This is a genomic window from Kitasatospora sp. NPDC058492, assembly GCF_042720685.1.
Classification (GTDB): Bacteria; Actinomycetota; Actinomycetes; order Streptomycetales; family Streptomycetaceae; genus Kitasatospora.
In genome coordinates, this window is sequence record NZ_JBHXMU010000101.1 from 1 (window position 1) to 22,833 (window position 22,833).

A 22,833-nucleotide genomic window follows, 5' to 3' on the forward strand; every position below is an offset into this window, starting at 1 on the left:
CGTGCTGTGGGCGCTCCTGCGCGACAACCGGATCTTCACCTCCGCCCCACCGGTCGCGCAGGCATCTTGACTTCATCATTGAGACTCCAGGGGGACGGGCGTCCGGCCCGTTGCCGTCCCCAGAGACGCGGAGGCGGGCAGCGGCGCGAACACCGGGCTGTTCGGAAGCCGGGGCCCCGCCACCGAACTCCCGTCACACAGCTGGGAGTTCGACGAAGGGCCTCGGTCGGCCGCCGCCCGACGCCGTCACCGCGGCCGGTTCAGGCGAGCGACTGGTAGGCCAGGAAGCCGCCGAAGAGGATGACCCCGATCCCGGCGACCAGGTCGACGCCCTTCAGCAGCCGGGCGCTGAAGCGCCGGCGGAACACCACGACGCCCGTGCTCAGCAGGGTGAACCACAGGAGCGTGCCGCAGCCGACGCCGACCAGCATGGACACCGAGGCGGGCAGCGTCCCGGTGACGTTCGCCGCCGTGGCCGCGGCGAAGGCGGCGGCCCAGTAGCCGATCGTCGCCGGGTTGGAGGCGGTGGCCGCCAGCGCGGTGCGGAACGCCGCCAGCGGGCGGACCACTTCGGGGTTCCGCTCGTCGTCGGTGGCCGTCTGGACCCGGAAGGCGGAGCGCAGCGAGCGCGCGCCGATGTACACCAGCACGGCGGCCCCGGCCAGCCCCAGGGCCGTGCGCAGCGCGGGGACGTCCAGCAGCCTGCCGACCCCGGCGAGGCCCAGGCCGGCGTAGGCGATGTCCACCAGGGCCGCGCCCAGGCCGATCGCCCAGCCGGTCGGGAAGCCGTCGCGCAGGACGCTGCGCACGCACAGCAGGCCGATGGGGCCGAGGGGCAGAGCGACCAGGAAGCCGAGGCTGAGCCCGGCGAACCACGCGGGGAGGATGTTCACCGCGGTCCCCCGCAGGTCACCGCGATCATTCCGGTCCGATGAAAGTCCCGGTGAAAGTCCCGGCTCAGGTCCCGGCTCAAGGCCCGGCGGAAGGCCTGGTGCGAGCACGTGCGCGACAATTCGCTCTGCCCCTCGTCACAACACCCGCCGATCAGGTCACTCGACGAGCTCCGATATGCCGAACCGTACCTCATCCCCTTCGGCGGGACTGAGATCTTCCGGCGCGTAGAACAGCTCGTACACATTGGTCGACAACAACTGACCGAGCCTGGTCAGCGCATACACGTCCGTGCCCCGTTCCTCCAGCCAGCCCTTGTCGACGAGCTGCTCGATCTCCGCCCCGAAGACGGCCTCCATGGTGACGCCGAACCGGTCGTGGAAGTCCGGCCGGTTGACCTCGCACATCTTGAGGCCGCGGATCATGACGCGGCGCATTTCCTGTTCCTTGGTGAGGTACGTGGCGAAATCCAGCGGAATTTGACCACTTCCGACCATCTCGTAGTACTTCTTGAGCGGCTTGACGTTGACGAACAGCCGGTCGTGGATCACGCTCTTCGACGAGACGCCGAATCCGATCATCGGCCAGGTCCGCCAGTAGTACTCCAGGAAGCGCGAGTAGTCGGCGCAGCGGTCGGGGTGGTAGTACCCCGTCGAGCTGCGCCGGGCGAAGCCCGCCGCCTCCAGCGCGTCGATGGCGTACTCGTACATCCGGCGCTCGTCCTGCGCCGAGGGGAGCGCCATCTTCCCGGACGTGATGAGCGAGTGGAACGCCGTCTTGGGCCAGATCTCCAGGCCGTAGGCCGTGATGCAGGCCGGTTCGAGTTCGATGGCCCGGTCGACGCTGCGCTTCCAGTCGTCCACGGACTGGCCGGGCAGCGGGAAGATCAGGTCGATGTTGGTGTGCGTGAAACCGCCGTCGACGACGGTGCGGAAGGCGCGTTCGGCGGTGGCCAGGTCGTGCGAGCGGTTGCAGATCTCCAGCAGCCGGTCGTCGAATGCCTGGACGCCGACGCTGAGCCGGGTGAATCCGGCCTCCCGCATGCGCGCGATCTTGGCCTCGTCGACCGTCGAGGGGTCGAATTCCAGGCCGATCTCCGCGCCCTCGTTGAATTCGAACGATTCCCGGCAGGCGTCCAGCAGCCGGGCCGTCTGGTCGCCGGTGAGGATGCCCGGCGTCCCGCCGCCGAAATACACCGCGTCGACCCGGAACGCGGGGAAGGCCCGATTGGCGGCGAAGGCTCGGATCTCGCGTTCGAGCACGTCGACGTACTGGGCGAAGTGCTGCTCGTTCCGGTTGATGTAGACGGTGTAGTCGCAGAATCCGCACTTGGTGATGCAGAACGGGACGTGCAGGTAGAGCACCGCGTTCTCGGGGCGGAAGTACTCGTCGTACTCGTGGTGCCGGTATTTGAACGGGTACGTGTGGATGTTCCGTCGGATGATCTTCTCGGCCATCTGCTGTCACTCCTTCGTCGGGGCCGGCCTGGCGTGGTGGTGGACGGGTCCGGGGGCGGAGGCCGTCAGCAGAGGACCTGGAACGGGCGGACGTCGGCGGCCTCGTCGAGGGCCGGCCGGTCGTTGGGGACCACCGGGCGCCCGCACGAGACGAAGAGGTCGTCGTAGCGCGCCCGCGACCGCTCGCGGTAGTCGGCGGCGGAGCGGGCCAGCATCTTGACGACCTCCTCCGCGAGCATCAACTGGTACTGGCAGGACTCGGTGTTGAGGACGTTCACGTCGCCCGAGGCCACGTGGTTCTCCTGCCGGCAGCCCCCGCCGCACAGGTAGCGGGCCCAGCAGGACCCGCACACCCGGTGCTCGTCGACGGTGCGCCGCCACTCGGGGTGGTCCCGGGTGAGGCCCTCGGCCCCGGTGCCCACGTCGAAGCCCTGGTCGCCGACCAGGCGGTGGCAGGGGCTGACGCTGCCGTCCGGGGAGTGCGTGTAGTACGTCCGGCCGCCCGAGCAGAACGCCAGCGCCGCCGCGCCCTCGGTGACCATCTGCACGGCGCGCTCGTACTCCAGCACGCCCTTGAACCGGTTGTCGGGGGCGAACAGCCGCGGGTAGTGGACCAGGAAGTCCTTGAACTGCTCCACGATGCCGGGCTGGAGGAAGTGGTTGATGTACTGGATGCCCTTCGGCTCGGACAGCTTCCGGTCCCCCAGCGTGAGGGCGATCGGTACCGTCGTGCCCTGCTCCACCGGGTAGACGCCCGGATAGATCTGGAAGTAGTCGAAGAGGTCGAGCCCCCACAGGTCGAGCACGCTCTCGGTGAGGCTGGGCGCCGCCGACGCGATGGTCATCCGGGCCACCAGGGTGACGTCGTCGCCGCACGCCTCGCGCAGCCGGAACAGGTTGCGGATGATCCGGTCGTAGGATCCCTTCCCGTTCTTGGACGGGCGGTTGGCGTCCTGGACCTCGCGGCCGCCGTCGATCGAGACCGAGACGATGAACCGGTGGTCGCGGAACAACTCCTCGACACCCTGGGGCATCAGGGTGAGGTTGGTCGAGATCCGGTGGACGAACTCGGTGCCCGAGCGCCCGGTGAGGTCGCGGGCGCGTTCGCAGATCTTGCGGATCACCGTGAAGTTCGCCAGCGGCTCCCCGCCGAAGAACTCGAAGCGGACCCGCTGCCCGGGCGCGGCGTAGCGGTGGATGAAGTCGAAGATCCAGGCGATCGAGTGCTCGCCCATCGCCTCGGTGATCCGGCCGTAGTCCCCGCCCTCGGCGAAGCAGTACGTGCAGGCGAGGTTGCACACGTTCGTCAGGTTGACGTTGACCGCGAAGTCGGCGCCGTCGGAGAGCGCGCTCTCCCGGAGCCGGATGCGGTTGGCCTCCCGGCCGGTGGCGGCGCCGGCCTGCAGCCGCTCCCACGCCCGCCGCTCGTCCAGCCGCAGGTGGTCGACGCCGGAGGCCAGCCGCTCGGCGGTGTCCGCCGGGGCGAGCAGCAGCCGGTGGCTCCCGGTGATGAGGACGGCCGACAGGTCGTCGCTGAACGGCAGGACGCGGTAGTCGGTCCCGTGCCGCATCGGACCCGCCTGCTCCGTCGTGCTCGCGGGCCCGGTCATGACCTGGCGCGGGGCTGGAAGAGCGGCAGCGGCGAGACGTCCTCGTTCAGCGTTCCGGCGGAGGCCTCCACGGTCGGGAAGTGCGCGCGGTCGAAGACCTGGTGGAGGCTGGAGGTGCACTGCGGCGGTACGGCCACCTGGACGCCGACCTCGCCCGCCGTGCTCTTGGCCGCGATGTACCGGAAGCTCTCCTGCGGGGCCAGGTCGATGACCTGCCAGCCCTGGTCGGCGGCCGGGTCGCCGTAGCGGCGGTGGTAGGCCCGCACCGGCGCGGCGGAGGTGTTGCGCACCTGGACGTGCAGGGCGCGGACGTCGCCGTGCCAGTCGAAGCGGGCCAGGTCCAGGCCCTCGGCGGCGGGGAGTTCCGGCACCCGGGCGCGCGGGCGGGCGTCGGGCAGCAGGACGATCGGCGAGCGGGCGCCGCAGCCGATGCAGGCGCCGGCCGCGTCCAGGCCGACCAGGTCGGCGTTCAGGCCGTAGCGGGTGATCTGGAGCTGTCCGCACCGGTGGCACCAGGTGTTGGTCGACTCCGTGTCGTACACGTTCCCCAGGTAGACGTGGTTGAGCCCCATGTCCATGGCGACCTTGCGGGCCCGTTCCAGCCGGTCGACGGGGGTGCGGATGGTGTTGGTCATCTTGTAGTCCGGGTGGAAGCGCACGAAGTGCGTGGGCACGTCGGGGCTGAGCCGCTCGCCGACGAACCTCGCCATGTCCCGGGCGGTCGCCTCGTCGTCGCTGAGGTCGGTGACCATCAGCGTGGAGACCTCGACGTGCTTCCCGGCCCGGAACACCTGCTCGGTGCCCTCCAGGACCGGTTCCAGCCAGCCCTTGGTGATCTTCCGGTAGTACTTCGGGTCCAGGGACTTGATCGACACCGAGAAGATGTCGATCACCGGGATCAGTTCCTCGATCGCCTCGCCGCTGATGAAGAACGCGGACTTGTAGAGGTTGACGATTCCCGCCGCCTTGGCGAGGGCGGCCGTCTCCACCACGAACTCGTGCCACACCACCGGGTCGTTGTAGGTCCAGGAGATCACCTTCACGCCGTGCCGGACGGCGATGTCCACGACCTCCTCGGGCGTGTAGTGGTAGACGTCCTTGTCCTCCACGTGGCGCGCCTGCGACGTCTTCCAGTTGTGGCAGTAGTCGCAGTTGAGCATGCAGCCGACGTTCCCCATCGAGAGGATCCGGGCGCCGGGCGCGTAGTGGAACACCGCCTCGGTCTCGATGGTCTCCTCGGTGGCGTGGACCGAGCGCCCGTAGTTCAGGGTCACCAGGCGGCCGTCCCGGTTGGCCCGGACCATGCAGAATCCGTGCTGGCCGGGGCGGATCCGGCAGTTCCGGGGGCTGAGATGACATCGGACCACGCCGTCGTCCAGGCGTTCCTCCAGCCTGGCGGGGCGTGGTTCCTTGTCCCAGGTGTTCTGCGACATGGCTGTTCCTTCCGTGCGGTGGTACGGACACGGTGGTACGGAGGCGGTGGTGCAGCGGCGGTGGTGCGGCGGCGACGGGTCGGGGCCGGACGGATCGGGGCCGGACGGGTAGATCCCGGACGGCCCGGCGCGGTCGTCCGCACCGGGCGGGCCCTCCGGATCAGGCCGTCGCCGGAGGAGGTGCGGTCACGTGCGCGGGGCACGCCAGGACGGGGCGCGCCGGGGCGGCGCGGTCGGGCAACCCGAATTCCCGCACTGCAGTGCGGAATTCGACATCGGCCCGCCCGTACATCCGCCCGTACATCCGCCCGTGGCCCGGAACCCCACTGTCCCGGTTTCTCGCTTTCACCGGGCGGGCCGGTTCCGCGCGGGTTTCCGCGGTCACGAACGTCAAGCGGATCTCACTTTCCCTCATGACGAAGCCACTGCTGAGAAAAACGCCTCGCGAAGAGGCCGAAGCGGAGCGGGAGTTCGGTGAGAAATTCGCCAACTGCGATGAGCTTCGGCGTATGGGCTCCCGCCTGTCAAGAAGTCCGCGTGCCGCCCGATCCGGCCAACACCGCGAAGCGGACAGCGCCCTCCGGTCGGAGCGGGGCGCAGGTTAGGCAAGCCTCACAAACGGTGATCTCGCGCCTGCCCAGCGGGTTCCCGGGCCGGGGAACGGCGGGGGCCGATCCGGCGGGGCGGCGCGGCCGGGATCGCCCGATGTGGGAGGAGGGCCGAAAATCGCCGCCGGTCGGCGGAATACCTGCTGTCACAGAGCCGATCGGCCGCCCCACCCGCCGCTCGCCGAGCACCGGTAAAGGCGGTCCCGAGGGGGGGCGTGTGGAGCGGCCGGGGCAACGAGGGGGCGGCTGTTGGGAATTCAGGGGGCGGTGGGGCCGGACGGGGAGAGGATCCGGGAGAGGCCGAAATCGAAGCGCTCGGCGAAGGCGGCGTCCTCCATGTGCGGGACGACCCGGACGAGCGCCGGGTAGTCGCCGCCGGCGAGGGCCGGGCCGAGGGTGTGCACGCCGCCCTGGGCGGCCAGGGCCTGCTCCTCCTGGGTCAGGCCGAGGGTCAGGTACTGGATGGTCCAGAACACCCAGGACGCGCGGCGCTCGTCCAGGCCGCCGTCGAGGAGCGCGGCGATCATCGCGTCGGCGAAGCGCAGGGTGCCGGGCTCGGCGGCATAGGTGCCGGCGACGATGACCGCGCCGTCGCGGTGGGCCAGCAGGCACCGGCGGTAGCGGTGGGCGAGTTCGCGGGCCCGCTCGTGCCAGGGCGCGGGCAGGTCGTCGAGCGGGATCTCGCCGACGATCGCGTCCGCCATGAGTTCCAGCAGGCGGCCCTTGGTCTTGGCGTGCCAGAGCACGGTGTTCATCCGGACGCCGAGCCGTTCGGCGACGCCGCGCACGGAGACGGCGGCGGCGCCCTTGTCGTCCAGCAGGTCGAGGGCGGCGCGGACCACCGTGTCGGCGTCGAGTCGGGTCCGGGGGGCATCCGGGGCTTGCTTCTTGGTCACTGACCTAGTCTACTGGAGCCAAGTCATTGGTCACTGACCAAGAGAGGGATGAGTCATGGAACAGGTCGTCATCGCCGGCGGGGGCCCGGTCGGGCTCTGGCTCGCCGCCGAACTCCGGCTGCAGGGCATCGAGGTCACCGTGCTGGAGAGCCGCGCCGAACCCGACCCGCACTCGCGGGCCACCACCGTGCACCCGCGCACCCTGGAACTGCTGGCCTCCCGCGGCCTGGTGGAGCCCTTCCTCGCCGAGGGCGTCCGCATCCCCGGCGGGCACTTCGCCGCCCTGCCGCCCCGGCTGGACTTCAGCCGGCTGGACACGCCGTACCCGTTCACGCTCGCGCTCCCCCAGGTGCGCACCGAGGAGCTGCTGGCCGAACACCTCCGCTCGACCGGCGCCCGGCTGCTGCGCGGACACCGCGTCACCGGGCTGGACCAGGGCGACGACGCGGTCACCATTCACGTCCACGGCCCGGACGGCCCCTACCGGCTGCGCACCGCCTACCTGGTCGGCTGCGACGGCACCCGCAGCACCGTGCGCGAGGCGGCGGGCATCGGCTTCCCCGGCACCCCGGCCACCGCCTGGGCCTGGATGGCGGACGCCGTGCTCGACGCACCGCCGCGCTGGCGCTCCGTCTCCAACGAGCAGGGCACCGTGATGGTCTTCCCGCTGCCCAGCGGGGTGCACCGGGTGGTCGGCAACGACACGGCGACCGTCCACACCAAGCCCGGCCCGCTGACCTTCGAGCAGCTGCGCGCCAAGGTCCGCGGGATCACCGGGACGGACTTCGGGATGCGCGAGGCCGGCTGGATCTCCACCTTCGGCAACGCCTCCCGCCAGGCCGACCGGTACCGGCACGGGCGGGTCCTGGTGGCGGGCGACGCCGCGCACTCGCACTTCCCGGCCGGCGGGCCCGGACTCAACGTCGGCATGCAGGACGCCGCCAACCTCGGCTGGAAGCTCGCCCGCACCATCACCGGCGCCGCCCCCTACGGCCTGCTCGACAGCTACCACGCCGAGCGCCACCCGGTCGGCGTGGAGCTGCTGCGCTCCACCCACGCCCAGTCCGGGCTGATGACCGACCACTCGCCGACGACGCTGGCCCTGCGCGGTCTGCTCGCCGAACTCATCACCGGCGTCGACGAGTTCTCGGACGAACTGGCCGGTCGCGCGGCCGGCCTCGCGACCGCCTACCCGGCCGACCCCGGCAGCGGGGCGCACCCGCTGACCGGCTCCCGGGCGCCGGACCTGAGGCTCGCCGGGCCCGCGGACGGCAACGGCCTGTTCACGCTGATGCGAGGAGGCCGCCACGTCCTGCTCGACCTCACCGGCCGGGCCGGCGCCGAGTTCGCCGCCCTCGCCCACGCCACCAGCCCGGGCGTCACCGTGCACAGCGCGCCGCTCGGCACGTCACGGCCCGCCTGGCGCGGTGTCACCGCCGCTCTGGTCCGGCCCGACGGGCACCTGGCCTGGCTCACCGATGAACAGCACCTCCCCGCACTGGTCAAGGCCGCCCACGCGGCCGTCACGGCGACGACCGCCCGCCCTTCCGCCGCGGTCCCTCTACGCTGAGGACCGGTCGGCCCACGGGCGCCCCCTCCGGAGCCCCGAGGGCCGGCGGCAGCCGCTCGCGCAGGTCCGCGGCGCCCGCCCCGCCGACCTGATGCCGCTCAGCACCACCCCGGCCACCCGCCGAGCCCGCACCGGAGGCGCCCGATGACCACCCTCCACCTCGGCGTCGACGCCGGCGGCAGTCACACCCGCGCCGTCCTCCTGGACGCCGCGGGCGCCGTCCGGGGCCGCGGCGAGAGCCCCGGCGCCAACCCCGCCGGAGAGGGGCCGGAGCCGGCGCTCGGCCGGCTGGCGGCGGCGGTCACGGCCGCCCTCGACGGGCGCGGCCCGGACCGGATCGCCGCCTGCCTGATCGGCCTCGCCGGGTACCGCTCCCTACCGGACCCGGACGCGTTCGCCGAGCGCTGCCGGGCCGCCCTCGGCCTCCGCCACCCGGTGCGGCTCGTCCCCGACACCGTCCCGGCCCTGGCCTCCGGCGGCGTCACCGACGGCCACGGCACCGTCCTGATCGCGGGCACCGGCGCGATCTGCGTTCGGCTCGCCGGCGCCCGCACGCTCGCGCGCAGCGGCGGGCTCGGCTGGCTGCTCGGCGACGAGGGCGGCGGCTTCTGGCTCGGCCGCGAGGCCCTGCGCCACGCCCACGCCGACCCGGCCGGCCCGCTCGGCACCGCCGTCCGCGCCCACTGCGCCGCCGACTCCCCCGACGCCCTGCTCCACTGGGCCTACGCCGGCCCGCCCCGCCGGCTCGCTGGTCTCGCCCCGCTGGTCTCCCGGCTCGCCGAGCAGGGCGACCCGGCCGCCCGCGCCATCGCCGACACCGCCGCCGACCACCTGGCCGACCTCGCCCGCGCCACCGCCGCCCCCGCCGAACCCCTGGTCCTCACCGGCTCGGTGGCCACCGCCCCCGGCCCGATCCGCGACCGCCTCCACCGCCTCCTCGCCGACCTCCACCCCCGCCTCCCCCGCACCGACGCCGCCACCGCCGCCGCCCACCTCGCCACCCGCCTCGCCTCGCCTCCGGGCGGCAGACGGTAGGCGGTAGACGGTCCCGACGGATCACCAACTCGGCCGCGCCCCACCGGAAATGGCATGCACGCCACTAGCCAACCGGTCAGTAACGCCCCTACCGTCGAGCTCCCGTGGCTTCGACGGAGGAGCTCCCCTTGCGCCTACGCCCCCACCCCCTGCGCTTCCCGGCCGCCGCCGCCGCGTCGGCCCTGCTCGTCACCGCCGCCCTGACCACCACCCCCACCGCCGCCGCCCCCGCCGCCCCGACCGCCACCGCGGCCGACTACTGCGGCGGCCACTGCCGGGACATCCTGCCGCCCGGCGAGAACGGCAACGCCACGCTCGCCGAGATCCTGCTCAACCGGATGTTCGGCAGCCGCCCCGCCCACACCGACGACCAGCTCGGCCCGTACGCCGCCCTCGCCTCCGGCTACCCGGGCCTGACCGAGGCCAAGCTGCGCGACTTCTTCAACGACGCCTCCTTCGGCGTCCCCGCCGACCAGGTGGCCAGCACCATCAGCCCGCGCGCCGACGTCACCATCGTCCGCGACAAGGCCACCGGCGTCCCGCACATCACCGGCACCACCCGCTACGGCACCGAGTACGGCGCGGGCTACGCCGCCGCCCAGGACCGGCTGTGGGTGATGGACCTGTTCCGGCACGTGGGCCGCGGCCAGCTGTCCGGCTTCGCCGGCGGCGCCGCCGCCAACCGCCAGCTGGAGCAGAGCTTCTGGCAGGCCGCGCCGTACACCGAGGCGGAACTGCAGCAGCAGATCGACGCCCTGGCGGCCCGCGGCGGCCGGGCCGCCCAGGCCCTCACCGACGCGAACGCCTACCTCGACGGCATCAACCAGTACGCCAAGGAGTCGTACAACGCCCGCACCTTCCCCGGCGAGTACGACCTGACCGGGCACATCGACCCGATCACCAACGCCGGGTCGATCGAGCCGTTCAAGCTGACCGACCTGGTCGCCCTGGCCTCCGTGGTCGGCGCCCTGTTCGGCTCCGGCGGCGGCGGTGAACTCGCCTCCGCCCAGGTCAAGTCGGCCGCCGAGGCCCGCTACGGCAAGGACGCCGGGGACGCGGTCTGGAAGTCGCTGCGCGAGGCCGACGACCCGGAGGCCGTCCAGACCCTGCACGACGGCCAGCGCTTCCCCTACGCCCCGGTCCCCGACGCCCCGCAGGGCGAGGCGCTGCCCGACCCCGGCTCGGTGGTGCCCGAGCGGATGATCTACGACGCCACCGGCACGGGCGCCGGCGCCGCGAAGACCGCCGCCCCGGGTGTGCTGCCCGGCAACCTGCTCACCGCCAAGCACGGCATGTCCAACGCCCTGCTGGTCTCCGGCGCCCACACCGACGACGGCCACCCGGTCGCCGTGTTCGGCCCGCAGACCGGCTACTTCGCCCCGCAGCTGCTGATGCTGGAGGAGATCCAGGGCCCCGGCATCAGCGCACGCGGCGCGGCCTTCGCCGGCCTGAGCTTCTACGTGCAGCTCGGCCGCGGCCAGGACTACGCCTGGAGCGCCACCTCCGCCGGGCAGGACATCACCGACACCTACGCCGTCCCGCTCTGCACCACCGACGGCTCCCCGGCCACCACCGCCGCCGACTCCTACCTCTGGCACGGCCAGTGCGTCCCCTTCGACCGGCTGGAACGCAAGAACACCTGGAACCCGACCACCGCCGACTCCACCGCCGCCGGCTCCTACACCCTGGTGATGTACCGCAGCAGGTACGGCCTGGTGACCGCCCGCGGCACGGTCGGCGGCGCCCCCGTGGCCTTCACCTCGCTGCGCTCCACCTACCGGCACGAGGCGGACTCCATCATCGGCTTCCAGGAGCTCAACGACCCCGGCGCGGTGCACGACGCGGCGGGCTTCCAGCAGGCCGCGCAGGACATCAACTACACCTTCAACTGGTTCTACGCCGACTCCCGCGACATCGCGTACTACAACTCCGGCAGCAACCCCGTACGCGCCCCCGGGGTCGACGCCGGCCTGCCGCTGCGCGCCGAACCGGCCTACGAGTGGGCCGACTTCGACCCCGCCACCAACACCGCCCGGTACACCCCGGCGGCCGAGCACCCGCAGTCCGTCAACCAGGACTACTACATCTCCTGGAACAACAAGCAGGCCGACGGCTTCACCTCGGCCGGGTTCGGCAACGGCTCGGTGCACCGCGGCAACCTGCTCGACGACCGGGTCAAGACGCTGCTGCGCAACGGTGGCAAGGCGAGCCGGGTCTCGCTCACCCAGGCCATGGCCGGCGCCGCCCTGGCCGACCTGCGCGCCGAGGACGTCCTGCCGGACCTGATCCGGGTGCTACGCAGCGCCCCCGTCACCGATCCGGCCGCCGCCACCGCGCTCCAGCAGCTGGAGGCCTGGCTGGCCGGCGGCGCCCAGCGGAAGGAGACGTCGCCCGACAGCCACGGCTACGCGGACGCCGCCGCGATCCGCGTCCTGGACGCCTGGTGGCCGCTGGTCGCGGAGGGCGTCATGCGACCCGGCCTCGGGGACCAGCTGTTCGCGGCCCTGACCGGCGCCCTGCAGATCAACGAGTCGCCCTCCGGCGGCCAGACCGGTCCCGGTGGCGGCCCCGTGAGCGCCAACGAGGGTATCCCGCACAAGGGTTCGGCCTTCCAGTACGGCTGGTGGAGCTACCTGGACAAGGACCTGCGGTCCGTCCTGGGCGACCAGGTGGCCGGCCCGCTGGCCCGCCCGTACTGCGGCGGGGGCGATCTTGCGGCCTGCCGGGGCGTGCTGCTGGACACCCTGAAGCGGGCGGCCGCCCAGACCCCGGCCCAGGTCTACCCGGGCGACGCGGACTGCTCCGCCGGCGACCAGTGGTGCGCCGACACGATCATCCAGCGCCCGCTCGGCGGTGTCACGGACGACAAGACCACCTGGCAGAACCGTCCGACCTACCAGCAGGTGGTGCAGTTCCCGAGCCACCGCTGAACCCATGCCGCTGTCTTCCACCCGGGCGGGGGCACCCGCGTGGAAGACAGCGGCCCGGGCCCGACGGGCGGGGACGGGGCGCAGCACCTAGCGTGGTCCGGGGCGACCGGGGCGGCACCGCCGCCGAGGTCGGCGACCCCCGAGGACCCGACCCCCGCGATTTCCCGGAGAGGCCCCGCACAGGCCCAGGAGGTAAGCCGACCATGACCGTCTCCCTGTCCGATCTCACCGGGGACTACGTCCTCGACCCCGCCCACACCCGGATCGGCTTCGTGGCACGCCACGCCATGGTGACCAAGGTCCGCGGCTCCTTCACCGCCTTCGAGGGCAGCGCCCACCTGGACGGCGCCGACCCGGGCCGTTCCACCGCCCGGGTGACGATCCGGACCGACAGCATCGACACCGGCGTCGAGCAGCGCGACCAGCACCTGCGCACCAACGACTTCCTGGACGTGCCGAAGTTCCCGACCATCGCCTTCGCCACGACGGCGGTCGAGCCGCGCGGGGACGGCGAGTTCCGGGTGACGGGCGACCTCACCGTCAAGGACGTCACCCGCCCGGTCGCCATCGACGTCGAGTACACCGGCAATGCCGTCGACCCCCAGGGCAACCTGCGGGTGGGCCTGGAGGGTTCGGTGACGATCAGCCGCAAGGACTTCGGGGTGACCTGGAACGCGGCCCTGGAGGGCGGCGGCGTCCTGGTCGGCGACAAGGTCGTCCTGGAGTTCGACATCTCGGCCGTCCGGCAGGGCCAGTAGCGGCCGCAGGAGCCAGGAGCGGCCCGCAGGATCCCCAAAGGCCCCGCAGGAGCCCCGAAATCCGCCGGACCGGGCGCCGCAGGTCCGGTTAGGCTCCTGACATGGCGACAGACGGCTCCCTCGCAACCGGCCAGCGCTCCCTCGGCGATCCCACCCTCGACTACCCGTTGTGGCCCCCGCTCACCGCGGGCTGTCCCCGCACCGGCACCGAGGACGTGTCCTACCCCGTCGAGGTCGACTACGCCTATCTCAAGGCCGACGCGGCCGCCCTGTTCGCCCCGGGGGCGGACGCCGGGGCGCCGCGCGGCGGGCTGGAGCGGTGGGCCCCCCTGTTGCCGCCGCTGCTCGCGCCGGGCCTGGGCGAGGGCGGCACGCCGCTGGTCGAGCTCGAACCGGGGGTGTACGTCAAGGACGAGGCCCGCAACCCGACCTGGAGCCACAAGGACCGGTTGAACCGCTGCACCACCAGCGCCGCCGTGGGCGTCGGCGCGCCCGGGATCGCGGTGGCCTCCTCCGGCAACCACGGCGCGTCCGCCGCCGCCTACGCCGCCCGGGCCGGGCTGCGCTGCGTGGTGTTCACCGGGCCCGACCTGCCGCCGGCCGTCGACGCGTTCCTCAACGCCTACGGCGCCGTCGTGCTGCCGGTGCCGTGGGAGGCCCGCTGGCCGCTGCTGCGCCAGGTCGTGGACCGGCTGGGCCTGCACCCGGTCAGCAATCTCACCACCACCCACACCGGCCACGCGTACGGCCCCGAGGGCTACAAGACGGTGGCGTACGAGATCTTCCGGGACATCGGCGTGCCGGCCGCGGTGTTCGTGCCCACCGGCTACGGGGAGTTGCTCTTCGGCGTCTGGAAGGGCTTCAGCGAACTGCACCGGCTCGGCCTGGCCGACCGGGTGCCGCGCATCGTCGCCTGCGAGTCCGCGTCCGGCGCGCCGCTCGCCCTGGCCGTCCGCCAGGGCCTGCCGGCGGCCCGGGTGACGGTGGGGCCGAGCGAGGCGTACTCGATCGCCTCCCCGGTCGGCGGTTACCGGGGCGTGGTCGCGGTCCGCGAGAGCGGCGGCCGGGTGCTGACCCTGGACGACGGCCAACTCGCGGCCGCCCAGGCCGAACTGGCCCGCTCCGGGCTCTGGACGGAGCTGTCCGCGGCGGCCGGGCTCGCGGGGCTGCGCAGCCTCGGCGGCGTCGAGGGCCTCGGGGAGGCCGAGGGGCCGGTGGTGTGCGTGTCGACGTCCAGCGGTTTCAAGGACCGGGGCGTCGGCGCGCGGTCGACCGCGCCGGTCGCCCCGGAGTGGGACGAGGTCCGCCGCCGCCTGCACACGGCCGGAATCCGCGGCTAGCGGGCCTCTCCCCCAACTCCCGCCCGCCGTTGGAGGCCTGCTGTTCGCCGTCCGGTTCTCCGGCGTAGGGTTGGCGTTCGCCGCGGCCGCCCAGGCTGGTCCGGATCCGCACCGCCCCCGCTCCTCCCCGTGCGTCGAAGGGCTGTCACCGTGTCCCGTTCCCCCCGCCGTCTGCTGCCGCTGGCCGTCGCCGTCGCGGCGGTGCCCGTACTCGCCCTGCCGGTCGTCCCGGCCTCCGCGGCCTCGTACGGCACTCCGACGATCACCTTCTCGGCCGGCTACCTGTCCGGCGCGGTCGGCGCCACCGGCGATCCGACGGTGTCCGTGGCGGTGGCGCAGAGCGGGGCCGCGGCCTCGGCGCTGACCGTCGCCGCCTCGGCGAGCACCCGCAGCGCCGTCGCGCGGACCGGCGACGTGGCGGTGACGGGCACCGGCGGCACCCGCACCCTGGCGGTCGCCGCGCAGGGCGTCGGCTACACCGACCTCACCATCAAGGTGACCGGCCTGGGCGGCAAGACCGCGACCCGCACCCTGCACTACGCGGCCTCCCCCGCCGTCCAGTTCCCGGCCGCCAGCCGCTACCTGACCGGTTCCAGCGACGCCTCGGCCGCGGTGGACGCGGGCGGCGGCTACATCCTGGTGGGCGACGACGAGTCCAACGTGCTGCGGCTGTACGACCGCAACGCCTCCGGCGCGCCGGTCCGCACCTGGGACTTCAGCTCCGCGCTCGGCGTCTCCAAGGAGATCGACATCGAGGCCGCGGCCCGGGTCGGCGACACGATCTACTGGACGGGCTCGCTCGGCAACAACAAGGACGGCAAGGTCAAGCCGGACCGGCACACCGTGTTCACCACGAAGGTCACCGGCTCGGGCGCCAACACCCAGCTGTCGCTGGCCGGTTCGTACCACGGCCTGCGCGACGACCTGATCGCCTGGGACGGCGCCCACGGCGACCGCTACGGCTTCGCGGCGGGCGCGGCGGACGGCCAGGCGCCCAAGCAGATCGACGGATTCAACGTCGAGGGGCTGGAGTTCGCCCCGGGCAGCACCACCACCGCGTACATCGGCTTCCGCGCGCCGCTGACCCCGGCGGTCACCGGCGGCCGCGCGCTGCTCGTCCCGGTCACCAACCTCCCGTCGCTGCTGTCCGGTTCGGCCTCGCACGCGACGTTCGGCGAGCCGGTCGAGCTGGACCTCGGCGGGCTCTCCATCCGCGACCTGCGCCGCAACGACCTCGGCCAGTACCTGATCGTGGCCGGCTCCTGGTCCGCCGAGGACAACTCCGCCCCGTACGCCCTCTACCGCTGGAACGGGCAGCCGGGCTCCCAGCCGGTCAAGCTGGTCGACCTGCCGACCAGCGACGCCGGCGCCTGGGAGGCCGTCCCGGACGTGCCGAACCTGGACGCCCCCGGCGCCCGGGCCCAGCTGATCACCGACGACGGCTCCGCCGACCTGTACGGCGACGGCACCGCCGCCAAGGACCTCGCCCAGCCGGAGTGGAAGAAGTCCCGCTCCACCTGGTTCACCCTGAACTGACCTGCGCCCGGCCGGGGCGGGCCCACGAACCGCCCGCCCCGGCCGGCCCCGCGGACCGCCCGGCTCAGAGTTCGACGAGCACCTTGCCCCGGTTCGCGGAGCGGTCCACGTACAGGCTGCGGTAGGCGGCCGGGATGTTGTCGAAGCCCCGGTGGACGGTCTGCTGGTAGCCGAGGTCGCCGCTGCGGACGAGGGCGCCCAGTTCCTGCCGCAGCGCCGACCAGTTCTCCTCGGTGAACCACTCCAGCGAGAAGATGCCGCGGATGGTGGTGCGCGGGAACATGATCATCGGCAGCAGTCGCGGGCCCGCCCAGTCGCCGCCGACCTGGCTGCCCCACTGCCAGCAGACCGCGACCCGGCTGTCCACGGCGAGCTGGGAGAAGACCGCGTCGGTGAGCGCCCCGCCGAGGCTGTCGAAGTAGCGGTCGATGCCGGCCGGGGCGAGCTTGGCGATTTCCTCCCGCAGCCGCTCGGGGTCGTCGCCGTCGCGGTAGAGCAGGACCGCGTCGAAGCCCAGCTCACGCAGCCGGGCGGCCTTGGCCGGGGTGGCCGTGGTGCCGATGACCCGGGCCCCCCGGTGCCGGGCCAGCTGTCCGACCACCGAGCCGACCGCCCCGGACGCCCCGCTGACCAGCACGGTGTCCCCCGGCCGGACCTTCAGGAACTTCTCGACCGTGCCCCAGGCGGTCATCCCCGGGCCGCCGAGGACGCCGAGGGCGGTGGAGAGCGGCAGGGCGTCGTCGTAGTCGCCCCGGTCCAGCCGCCGGTAGGCGGGGAAGACCATCGGGAAGGTGCCGGTCTGCCAGAGCGCCGGGGCGCCGTTGCTGATCACGTGGCTGCGCCAGCCGCCGAAGCCCTGCACGAGGTCACCGACGGCGAAGGCGGCGTCCGGCCCGGCCTCCACCACCTCCATGATGGAGTCCGCGCCCATGTGGTCGCCGATCGGGGTGTCCAGGGCGATCCCCTGGAGGTACGGGTCGACCGAGACGTACCTGGTCCGCAGCAGCATCTCGTCCGCGGCGAGGCGGACGTCCACCTCCTCGACCACCTTCCGGTACATCCGCTCGACGTCCGGCACGCCGTCCACGTGCTCGCGGACGACCCACTTCTCGACCCTCATGAGGTGACTCCAAACCGCCGGTCGGCGGGCCCGACCGGTTCGATGACCAGGGTGGGCGGCGGCGCGCTGTCGTCCACGGCGGCGGTGAACGGCCGGCCGTCGTCGCGGCAGATGAACTGGACGACGTGCCGGCCAGCGGCGGCCGCCCGGATCAGTCCCCCGGTGGTCGCCCACACGCCGGAGAGGTAGAAGTTCGCCAGGCCGGGCAGCCCGGGCCCGTTGCGCTTGATCTCCTCCTCCAGGGTCTCGCCGCTCTCCACGAACGGCTGCCAGCCGAGCACCGTGCCGTCGTAGTTGCCGGTGTAGCGGACCTGGGTGAGCGGGGTGGACACGTCCTTGACCGCGACGGCGTCCCGCAGACCGGGGTGGTGCCCGTCCAGGAACTCCACGATGGCGTCCCGCACCCGGCGCTTCTCGCGCTGGTACTCGCGGCCGCGCCCCACCGGCAGGGTGTGCAGCTCCTCGCCCCGCCGCAGCCGCGGCGCCTGCTCCGGGCCGGTGCTCAACTCCCGCCAGGGGGCGATGTCGCAGAAGTAGCTGGCGTAGACGACGGTCGTCGCGGCGGGCGACAGCTCGGGGTAGTGGCGGCTGCGGAACTGGACGTTGATGCTGGGGTGGCGGATGCCGGTGAGCCGGTCGGCGACCTTGTCCTCCAGCAGGTAGGTGGTGCACGGGTCCCCGGCCGGGAAGGGGCGGCGCAGGCCCAGGAAGACGGTGAGGTAGCCGGGGAAGACCATGCCGGGTTCGGTGATGGTCCGGGTGTACAGCCGGCGGTAGGTGTCGTTCAGGTAGCGGCCCTTGAGCAGGTCCAGCATGGTGGTGCGTCCGTCGCAGGCGGCGACCACGATGTCCGCCCGGATCTCCCGGCCGTCGCTCAGCCGCACCCCGACGGCCCGGTCCTGCTCGACCAGGATCTCGGCCACCTTGGTGTTGTAGCTGATCTCGCCGCCGAGCCGCCGGTAGCGCTGCTCGATCGAGCGGGCCAGCCCGAGCGAGCCGCCCTCCGGCACCCCGGCCGACTGCCCGGCGTGCGAGGCGAGTTGGAAGTAGGTGGGCAGCACCGGGAAGTTGGGGTGCTGCTCGTAGAGGACGAAGTTGAACGCCTCGCGCAGCAGCGGGCTCCGGAAACGCGCCGAGTAGTCGCTCATCAGCACCGTGATCGAGCGCCGGATGACGTTGAAGTACGGCAGGAAGGAGGCGAGCATCCGCCAGCGTTCGGCCCGGCCCATCAGTCCGACCGGCTTGAGGAAGGGGTAACGGACCAGGGCGCGGCGGAACTTGCGCAGCCCTTCGCAGAACTGCCGGATCCGCCGGGCGTCCTCCGGGGCGAGGTCGAGCAGGTGCGCTTCGAGGCGGTCGGGGTCGGAGTAGAAGTAGACAGCGCGGCCGTCCCGGGTGCGCACCACGTTGAAGACGTCGAAGTTGCGCATCACCTTGCCCTGCAGCGCGCCGAGTTCGAGCCAGATCTGGTGCATCTCGTTGCCCGGGCCGCTGCCGAGCAGCCAGCTCACGCAGCAGTCGAAGGTGAACTCGCCGCGGTCCCAGGCCGTGCAGCAGCCGCCGGGGAGTTCGTGCATCTCCAGGACGGTGGTGCGGTAGCCGTTCATCTGCGCGTAGCAGCCGGTCGACAGACCGCCCAGCCCGCCCCCGACGATCACCATGGTCTGCCTGCTGGTACTCGTTCCGGTCATTCCGGCACTCCCACGGTGGCCCGGTCGAGTTGCGGCAGTTTGCCCAACTTGCCCGTGTGCCAAGGTTCCTGGTTGTCGCTGGGCCAGGCCAGGAACGGCCGGCCGAGCTCCCGGCAGAGGTACTGCGCGGCGTACCGGCCGCTGGTGGCGGCGCGGATCAGGCCGCCGAGGCCGGCCCACTGGCCGGCCATCGAGAAGCCGCGCAGCCCGGGCAGCCGCATCCGGTCCCGGTTGACCAGCCGGTTGGCGGCGTCCTCGGCCTCGGAGAAGGCCTGCCAGGCGAGGATGCTGCCGTAGGTGTTGCCGGTGAACCGCTCGGTGGTCACCGGGGAGGCGACGTCGACGAGTTCGATCCGGCGGCCGAGCCCCGGGTACGTCCGCTCCAGGAACTCCCGGACGAACGCGGCGACTTCCTGCTTGCGCGCCCGGTAGGCACGGCGGTCGCTGACCCGCAGGTCCTTCCAGGAGCGGTAGTCGCTGAAGTAGGTGCAGTGCAGCACCGACTTGCCGGGCGGCGCGAAGCCCTCCGCGTAGTCCGACCGCATCTGGACGACCAGGCTGTGCTGGAGCGAGCCGGGCAGCCGGGCGCCCTGCTCGGGGGTCAGCAGGTAGGTGGTGCTGTGCGGTTCGCCCTCGGGCAGCGGGCCGTCCACGCCGACGAAGGCCGAGACCACGGCCGGGTACAGGTTGCCGGGCTTGTCCAGCAGCTCGCCGTACAGCCGGTCGGTGGCGGGGCTGGACCAGCGGCCTTCGAGCAGCCGGTCGAGCACCGTCGGCCCGTCGCAGGCGGCCACCACGTGGTCGGCGAAGTGCCGGGAGCCGTCCCGGAGTTGGACGCCGACGGCGCGGTCCCCCTCGACCAGGATCCGCTCCACCCGGCAGCGGTAGCCGATCACCCCGCCGAGCGAGGTGTAGCGCTCCTCCACCGAGCGGGCCAGCCCGAGTGAACCGCCCTGCGGGAAGCCCGCGTTGCCGTTGTGCGCGGCGGCCAGGGTGTACAGGTACGGCAGCAGCGGGAAGCCGGCCGGTTCCTGGAGGAACATGTTGGGCAGTGCCCGCCGCAGCAGGGGGTCCTGGAAGCGCTCGGCGAAGCCGCTCATCGGGGTCGTCGCGGTCCGCCAGAAGAGCCGGAACGCGGGCAGCACGGTGCGCAGGGTGCGCAGCCGCTCGGCCGGGCCGCGCAGCGGCGGCGGGGTGAGGTCCCAGGGCAGGTCGATGGCGGCGAAGCGGCGCAGGTCCCGGCAGAAGGCGCGGATCGGCTTGGCGTCGCCGGGGGCGGTGGCCAGCAGGTGCCGTTCCAGCCGGTCCGGGTCCCCGTAGAAGGTGACGGCGCGGCCGTGTTCGTCGACGACGCGGTTGAAGACGTCGAAGCGGGTGATCGACTTGCCGTCGAGGGCGCCGAGTTCGCGCCACACCTGGTTCGCCCCGGTGCCCTCGGCGGTGCCGATCAGCCAGTCGATGCAGTAGTCGAACAGGTAGCCGTGCCGGGACCACGCGGTGCAGCAGCCGCCGGGCAGCACGTGCTTTTCGAAGATCCGGGTCTCCAGCCCGCTCATCTGCGCGTAGCAGCCGGTGGAGAGCCCGCCGATGCCCGCGCCGATCACGATGACCCGGGGCGGGCCGCCGGGGGCCCGCTCCCGGCTCGACCAGTCCGGCCCGCGCTCAGGCCCGGCCATCGGCGGTGCCTCCGGCCAGGATGGCGCCCGCCAGTTCGGCGTTGCGGGCGGCGAATTCGGCGTCGAGCATCTCGGCGTGGCTGCCGTGCCCGGCGTGGACGGCGGTGCCGGCGCTGGAGGCGCCGTGCCAGGAGCCGTGCTCGCCGCCCGCGTGCAGCGCCAGCCGGTCCCGTTCGCAGACGACGTTGAGCGGGGCCTTCAGGACGCCCAGGTTGGGGGTACGGCTGCAGAACGCCAGGTAGTCCCGGGCCTGTTCGAGGGTCTCCTGGGCGACGATCCGGGAGCCGGTGTGCCGGTGCAGGTGCTCGTGGAGTTCGCGCTCGAAGACGGCCAGGTGCTCCTCGCCGAGTTCGAAGGGCTCGGGGATCCGGTAGGAGTCCACCACCAGGACGGAACTGACCGTACGGCCTCGGCGTTCGAGCTCCCGGGCCACCTCGAAGGCGAGGTTGCCGCCGAGCGAGTAGCCGAGCAGGACGTACGGCCCCGACTCCTCCAGCTCCTCGACCAGGTCGGCGTAGCGGGCGGTCTTGTCGTCGCCGGTGAGGTAGTTGAAGGCGGCGAGCCGGTGGTCGGGCAGGTGGGCGGCGAGCTGGCGGTAGACCAGGCCGTGGCCGCCGGCCGGCGGGAAGCAGAACACCGTCCGCCCCTCGGGCGCCCCGGGGTTGAACCAGAGGTACGGCTGGCCGCCGGCGACTTCGCCGGTGATGATCTGCTCCAGCGTGCGGGCCATCCCGTGCAGGGTGGTGACCTTGAAGAGCAGGCCGACCGGAATGCTGATGTTGAACTCGGTCTGCAGGTGGTGGATCAGCTCGATCAGCCGGATGGAGCTGCCGCCGAGTTCGAAGAAGTCGTGCTGGAGGCCGACCTCCGCCACGCCGAGCAGGTTGCTCCAGTGCTCGGCGGTGCGGATCTCGTAGAGGGTGACGGGCGGTTCGTGCTGCGCGTCGCCGGTGTCGACCCGGGGCTCGGGCAGGGCGGCCAGGTCGACCTTGCCGTTGGGGGTGAGCGGCAGGGCGGGCAGTTCGGTGAGGTGGGAGGGGATCATCACGGTGGGCAGGTGCTCGGCCAGGTGGCGGCGCAGTTCCCGGCGGTCCAGGGTGGTCCCCTCGGCGGGGACCAGGTAGGCGGCCAGCACGGCTTCGCCGGCGATGTCCTGACGGATCGTCACACATGCCTGGGCGAGTTCGGGGCGGGCGGTGAGGTGGGCCTCGATCTCGCCGATCTCGATCCGGTGGCCGCGCACCTTGACCTGGTTGTCGATCCGCCCGAGCAGGTGGGCGGTGCCGTGGGCGTCCCAGTGGCCGAGGTCGCCGGTGCGGTAGAGCCGGACGGGCGGGCCGTCGAGCTCCAGGGTGGTGAAGCGCCGGGTGGTCTGCTCCGGGTCGTTCGGGTAGCCGGCGGCGACACCGGCGCCGCCGATCCACAGCTCGCCGGGCACGCCGGGCGGTACCGGCTCGCCGTAGTGGTCGAGGATGTACAGCGCGCTGTTGGGGAAGGGCCGGCCGATCGGCACCATCCGGCCGGGCTCCAGGGCGTCCGCGCCGCCCTCGTAGTAGCTGGTGTCGATGGTGGCCTCGGTCAGGCCGTAGGAGTTGACCAGCCGGGTGTCCGGCCCGCACAGGGCGCGCAGCCGCCGGTGCTCGGCGGCCTTCCAGGAGTCGGAGCCGACGACCAGCAGCCGCAGGAAGTCCAGCCGCAGGCCCTCGCGTTCGCAGTGGGCCAGCAGGCCGCGGGCGACGGCGGGCACGAACTCGCCGCAGTCGACGGCCTCCTCGCGCATGGTGCGGTACAGCCGGGCGGTGTCGAACAGCAGGTCGCGGTCGACCAGGACGAGGGTGCCGCCGGTGCTCAGCGCCCGGGCGAGGTCGCCGGAGAACACGTCGAAGGCGGTCCCGGCCATCTGGAGGTGCACCCGGGCCTCGGTGTCGAGGCGGTACTCGGCGCGCCAGCCCGCGGTGACGGCGGCGAGGTTGCGGTGGTCGACCCGCACGGCCTTCGGGCGGCCGGTGGAGCCGGAGGTGTGGATGACGTAGGCGGGGCGGTCCGGGTCGGCGGCGGGCAGCGGGCCGCTCTCGGCGGCCGGCCGGTCGAGTTCGTCCAGGGTGACGGGGCGGACGGGCGCTTCGGTGCCGAACGGGTTCCGTTCGGCGACCACGACGAGGGCGGCTCCGGCGTCGGTCACCTGGTAGGCGAGCCGGTCGGCCGGGTGGCCGGGGTCGAGCGGCAGGTAGGCGGCGCCGGCCCGCCAGATCGCCAGCAGGACGACGATCAGCTCGGGTGAC

At 72.9% G+C, this 22,833-nt stretch carries 15 protein-coding genes; 6 read left to right on the top strand and 9 right to left on the bottom strand.

All coding sequences use genetic code 11. The features are described 5' to 3' along the window. Window positions 1–260 precede the first annotated feature (260 nt). The 5 genes from ACFWPI_RS37595 to ACFWPI_RS37615 all read right to left on the bottom strand — a co-directional run bounded on the left by ACFWPI_RS37595 (window position 261) and on the right by ACFWPI_RS37615 (window position 6,895). Entirely contained in the window at window positions 261–893 is a 633-nt protein-coding gene (locus tag ACFWPI_RS37595) for a LysE/ArgO family amino acid transporter (protein WP_380379186.1), read from the bottom strand. A gap of 156 nt (window positions 894–1,049) precedes the next feature. Next, a complete protein-coding gene (locus tag ACFWPI_RS37600; RefSeq protein ID WP_363624702.1) occupies window positions 1,050–2,348 on the bottom strand; it encodes a coproporphyrinogen-III oxidase family protein in 1,299 nt (432 codons plus the stop codon). A gap of 65 nt (window positions 2,349–2,413) precedes the next feature. Beyond that, entirely contained in the window at window positions 2,414–3,919 is a 1,506-nt protein-coding gene (locus ACFWPI_RS37605; protein ID WP_380379188.1) for a radical SAM protein, read from the bottom strand. A 35-nt stretch (window positions 3,920–3,954) separates the two neighbouring features. Further along, complete coding sequence (gene amrS, locus ACFWPI_RS37610) at window positions 3,955–5,391, bottom strand: AmmeMemoRadiSam system radical SAM enzyme (protein ID WP_063346372.1); 1,437 nt, start codon at window positions 5,389–5,391, stop codon at window positions 3,955–3,957. Between the two features lie 865 nt (window positions 5,392–6,256). Beyond that, the gene (locus ACFWPI_RS37615; RefSeq protein WP_380379191.1) at window positions 6,257–6,895 is read right to left on the bottom strand and encodes a TetR/AcrR family transcriptional regulator C-terminal domain-containing protein; all 639 of its coding nucleotides are present in this window, start codon (window positions 6,893–6,895) and stop codon (window positions 6,257–6,259) included. A gap of 55 nt (window positions 6,896–6,950) precedes the next feature. Between ACFWPI_RS37615 and ACFWPI_RS37620 the strand changes: the two genes are divergently transcribed. From ACFWPI_RS37620 to ACFWPI_RS37645, 6 genes are all read left to right on the top strand, one after another. After that, complete coding sequence (locus ACFWPI_RS37620) at window positions 6,951–8,465, top strand: FAD-dependent monooxygenase (protein ID WP_380379193.1); 1,515 nt, start codon at window positions 6,951–6,953, stop codon at window positions 8,463–8,465. 144 nt (window positions 8,466–8,609) lie between these two features. Continuing rightward, window positions 8,610–9,500 carry an N-acetylglucosamine kinase gene (locus ACFWPI_RS37625; RefSeq protein WP_380379195.1) on the top strand — a complete coding sequence of 297 codons (891 nt, stop codon included), beginning with the start codon at window positions 8,610–8,612 and terminating at the stop codon, window positions 9,498–9,500. Window positions 9,501–9,628: 128 nt separating this feature from the next. Continuing rightward, window positions 9,629–12,430: a penicillin acylase family protein gene (locus ACFWPI_RS37630; RefSeq protein ID WP_380379197.1), complete on the top strand. Its 2,802-nt coding sequence runs from the start codon at window positions 9,629–9,631 to the stop codon at window positions 12,428–12,430. A gap of 203 nt (window positions 12,431–12,633) precedes the next feature. Next, window positions 12,634–13,188, top strand: a complete 555-nt coding sequence (locus ACFWPI_RS37635) for a YceI family protein (protein WP_380379199.1) — start codon at window positions 12,634–12,636, stop codon at window positions 13,186–13,188. 101 nt (window positions 13,189–13,289) lie between these two features. Next, on the top strand, window positions 13,290–14,528 hold the full coding sequence (locus ACFWPI_RS37640; protein ID WP_063346378.1) for a pyridoxal-phosphate dependent enzyme: 1,239 nt from the start codon (window positions 13,290–13,292) through the stop codon (window positions 14,526–14,528). A gap of 150 nt (window positions 14,529–14,678) precedes the next feature. Continuing rightward, on the top strand, window positions 14,679–16,064 hold the full coding sequence (locus ACFWPI_RS37645) for a hypothetical protein (protein WP_380379201.1): 1,386 nt from the start codon (window positions 14,679–14,681) through the stop codon (window positions 16,062–16,064). Between the two features lie 64 nt (window positions 16,065–16,128). Here the strand turns inward: ACFWPI_RS37645 and ACFWPI_RS37650 are convergent, their stop codons facing one another. From ACFWPI_RS37650 to ACFWPI_RS37665, 4 genes are all read right to left on the bottom strand, one after another. Further along, window positions 16,129–17,184, bottom strand: a complete 1,056-nt coding sequence (locus tag ACFWPI_RS37650) for a zinc-binding dehydrogenase (protein WP_380379203.1) — start codon at window positions 17,182–17,184, stop codon at window positions 16,129–16,131. After that, window positions 17,181–18,875, bottom strand: a complete 1,695-nt coding sequence (locus ACFWPI_RS37655; protein WP_380379204.1) for a phytoene desaturase family protein — start codon at window positions 18,873–18,875, stop codon at window positions 17,181–17,183. The genes ACFWPI_RS37650 and ACFWPI_RS37655 overlap by 4 nt, the downstream gene beginning before the upstream one ends. Then, window positions 18,872–20,551: a phytoene desaturase family protein gene (locus tag ACFWPI_RS37660; RefSeq protein WP_380379206.1), complete on the bottom strand. Its 1,680-nt coding sequence runs from the start codon at window positions 20,549–20,551 to the stop codon at window positions 18,872–18,874. Before ACFWPI_RS37660 ends, ACFWPI_RS37655 begins: the two co-directional genes overlap by 4 nt. After that, window positions 20,538–22,833 (bottom strand): amino acid adenylation domain-containing protein (locus ACFWPI_RS37665; RefSeq protein WP_380425330.1); only part of this gene is annotated, 2,296 nt, incomplete at its 5' end. The genes ACFWPI_RS37660 and ACFWPI_RS37665, both read right to left, overlap by 14 nt.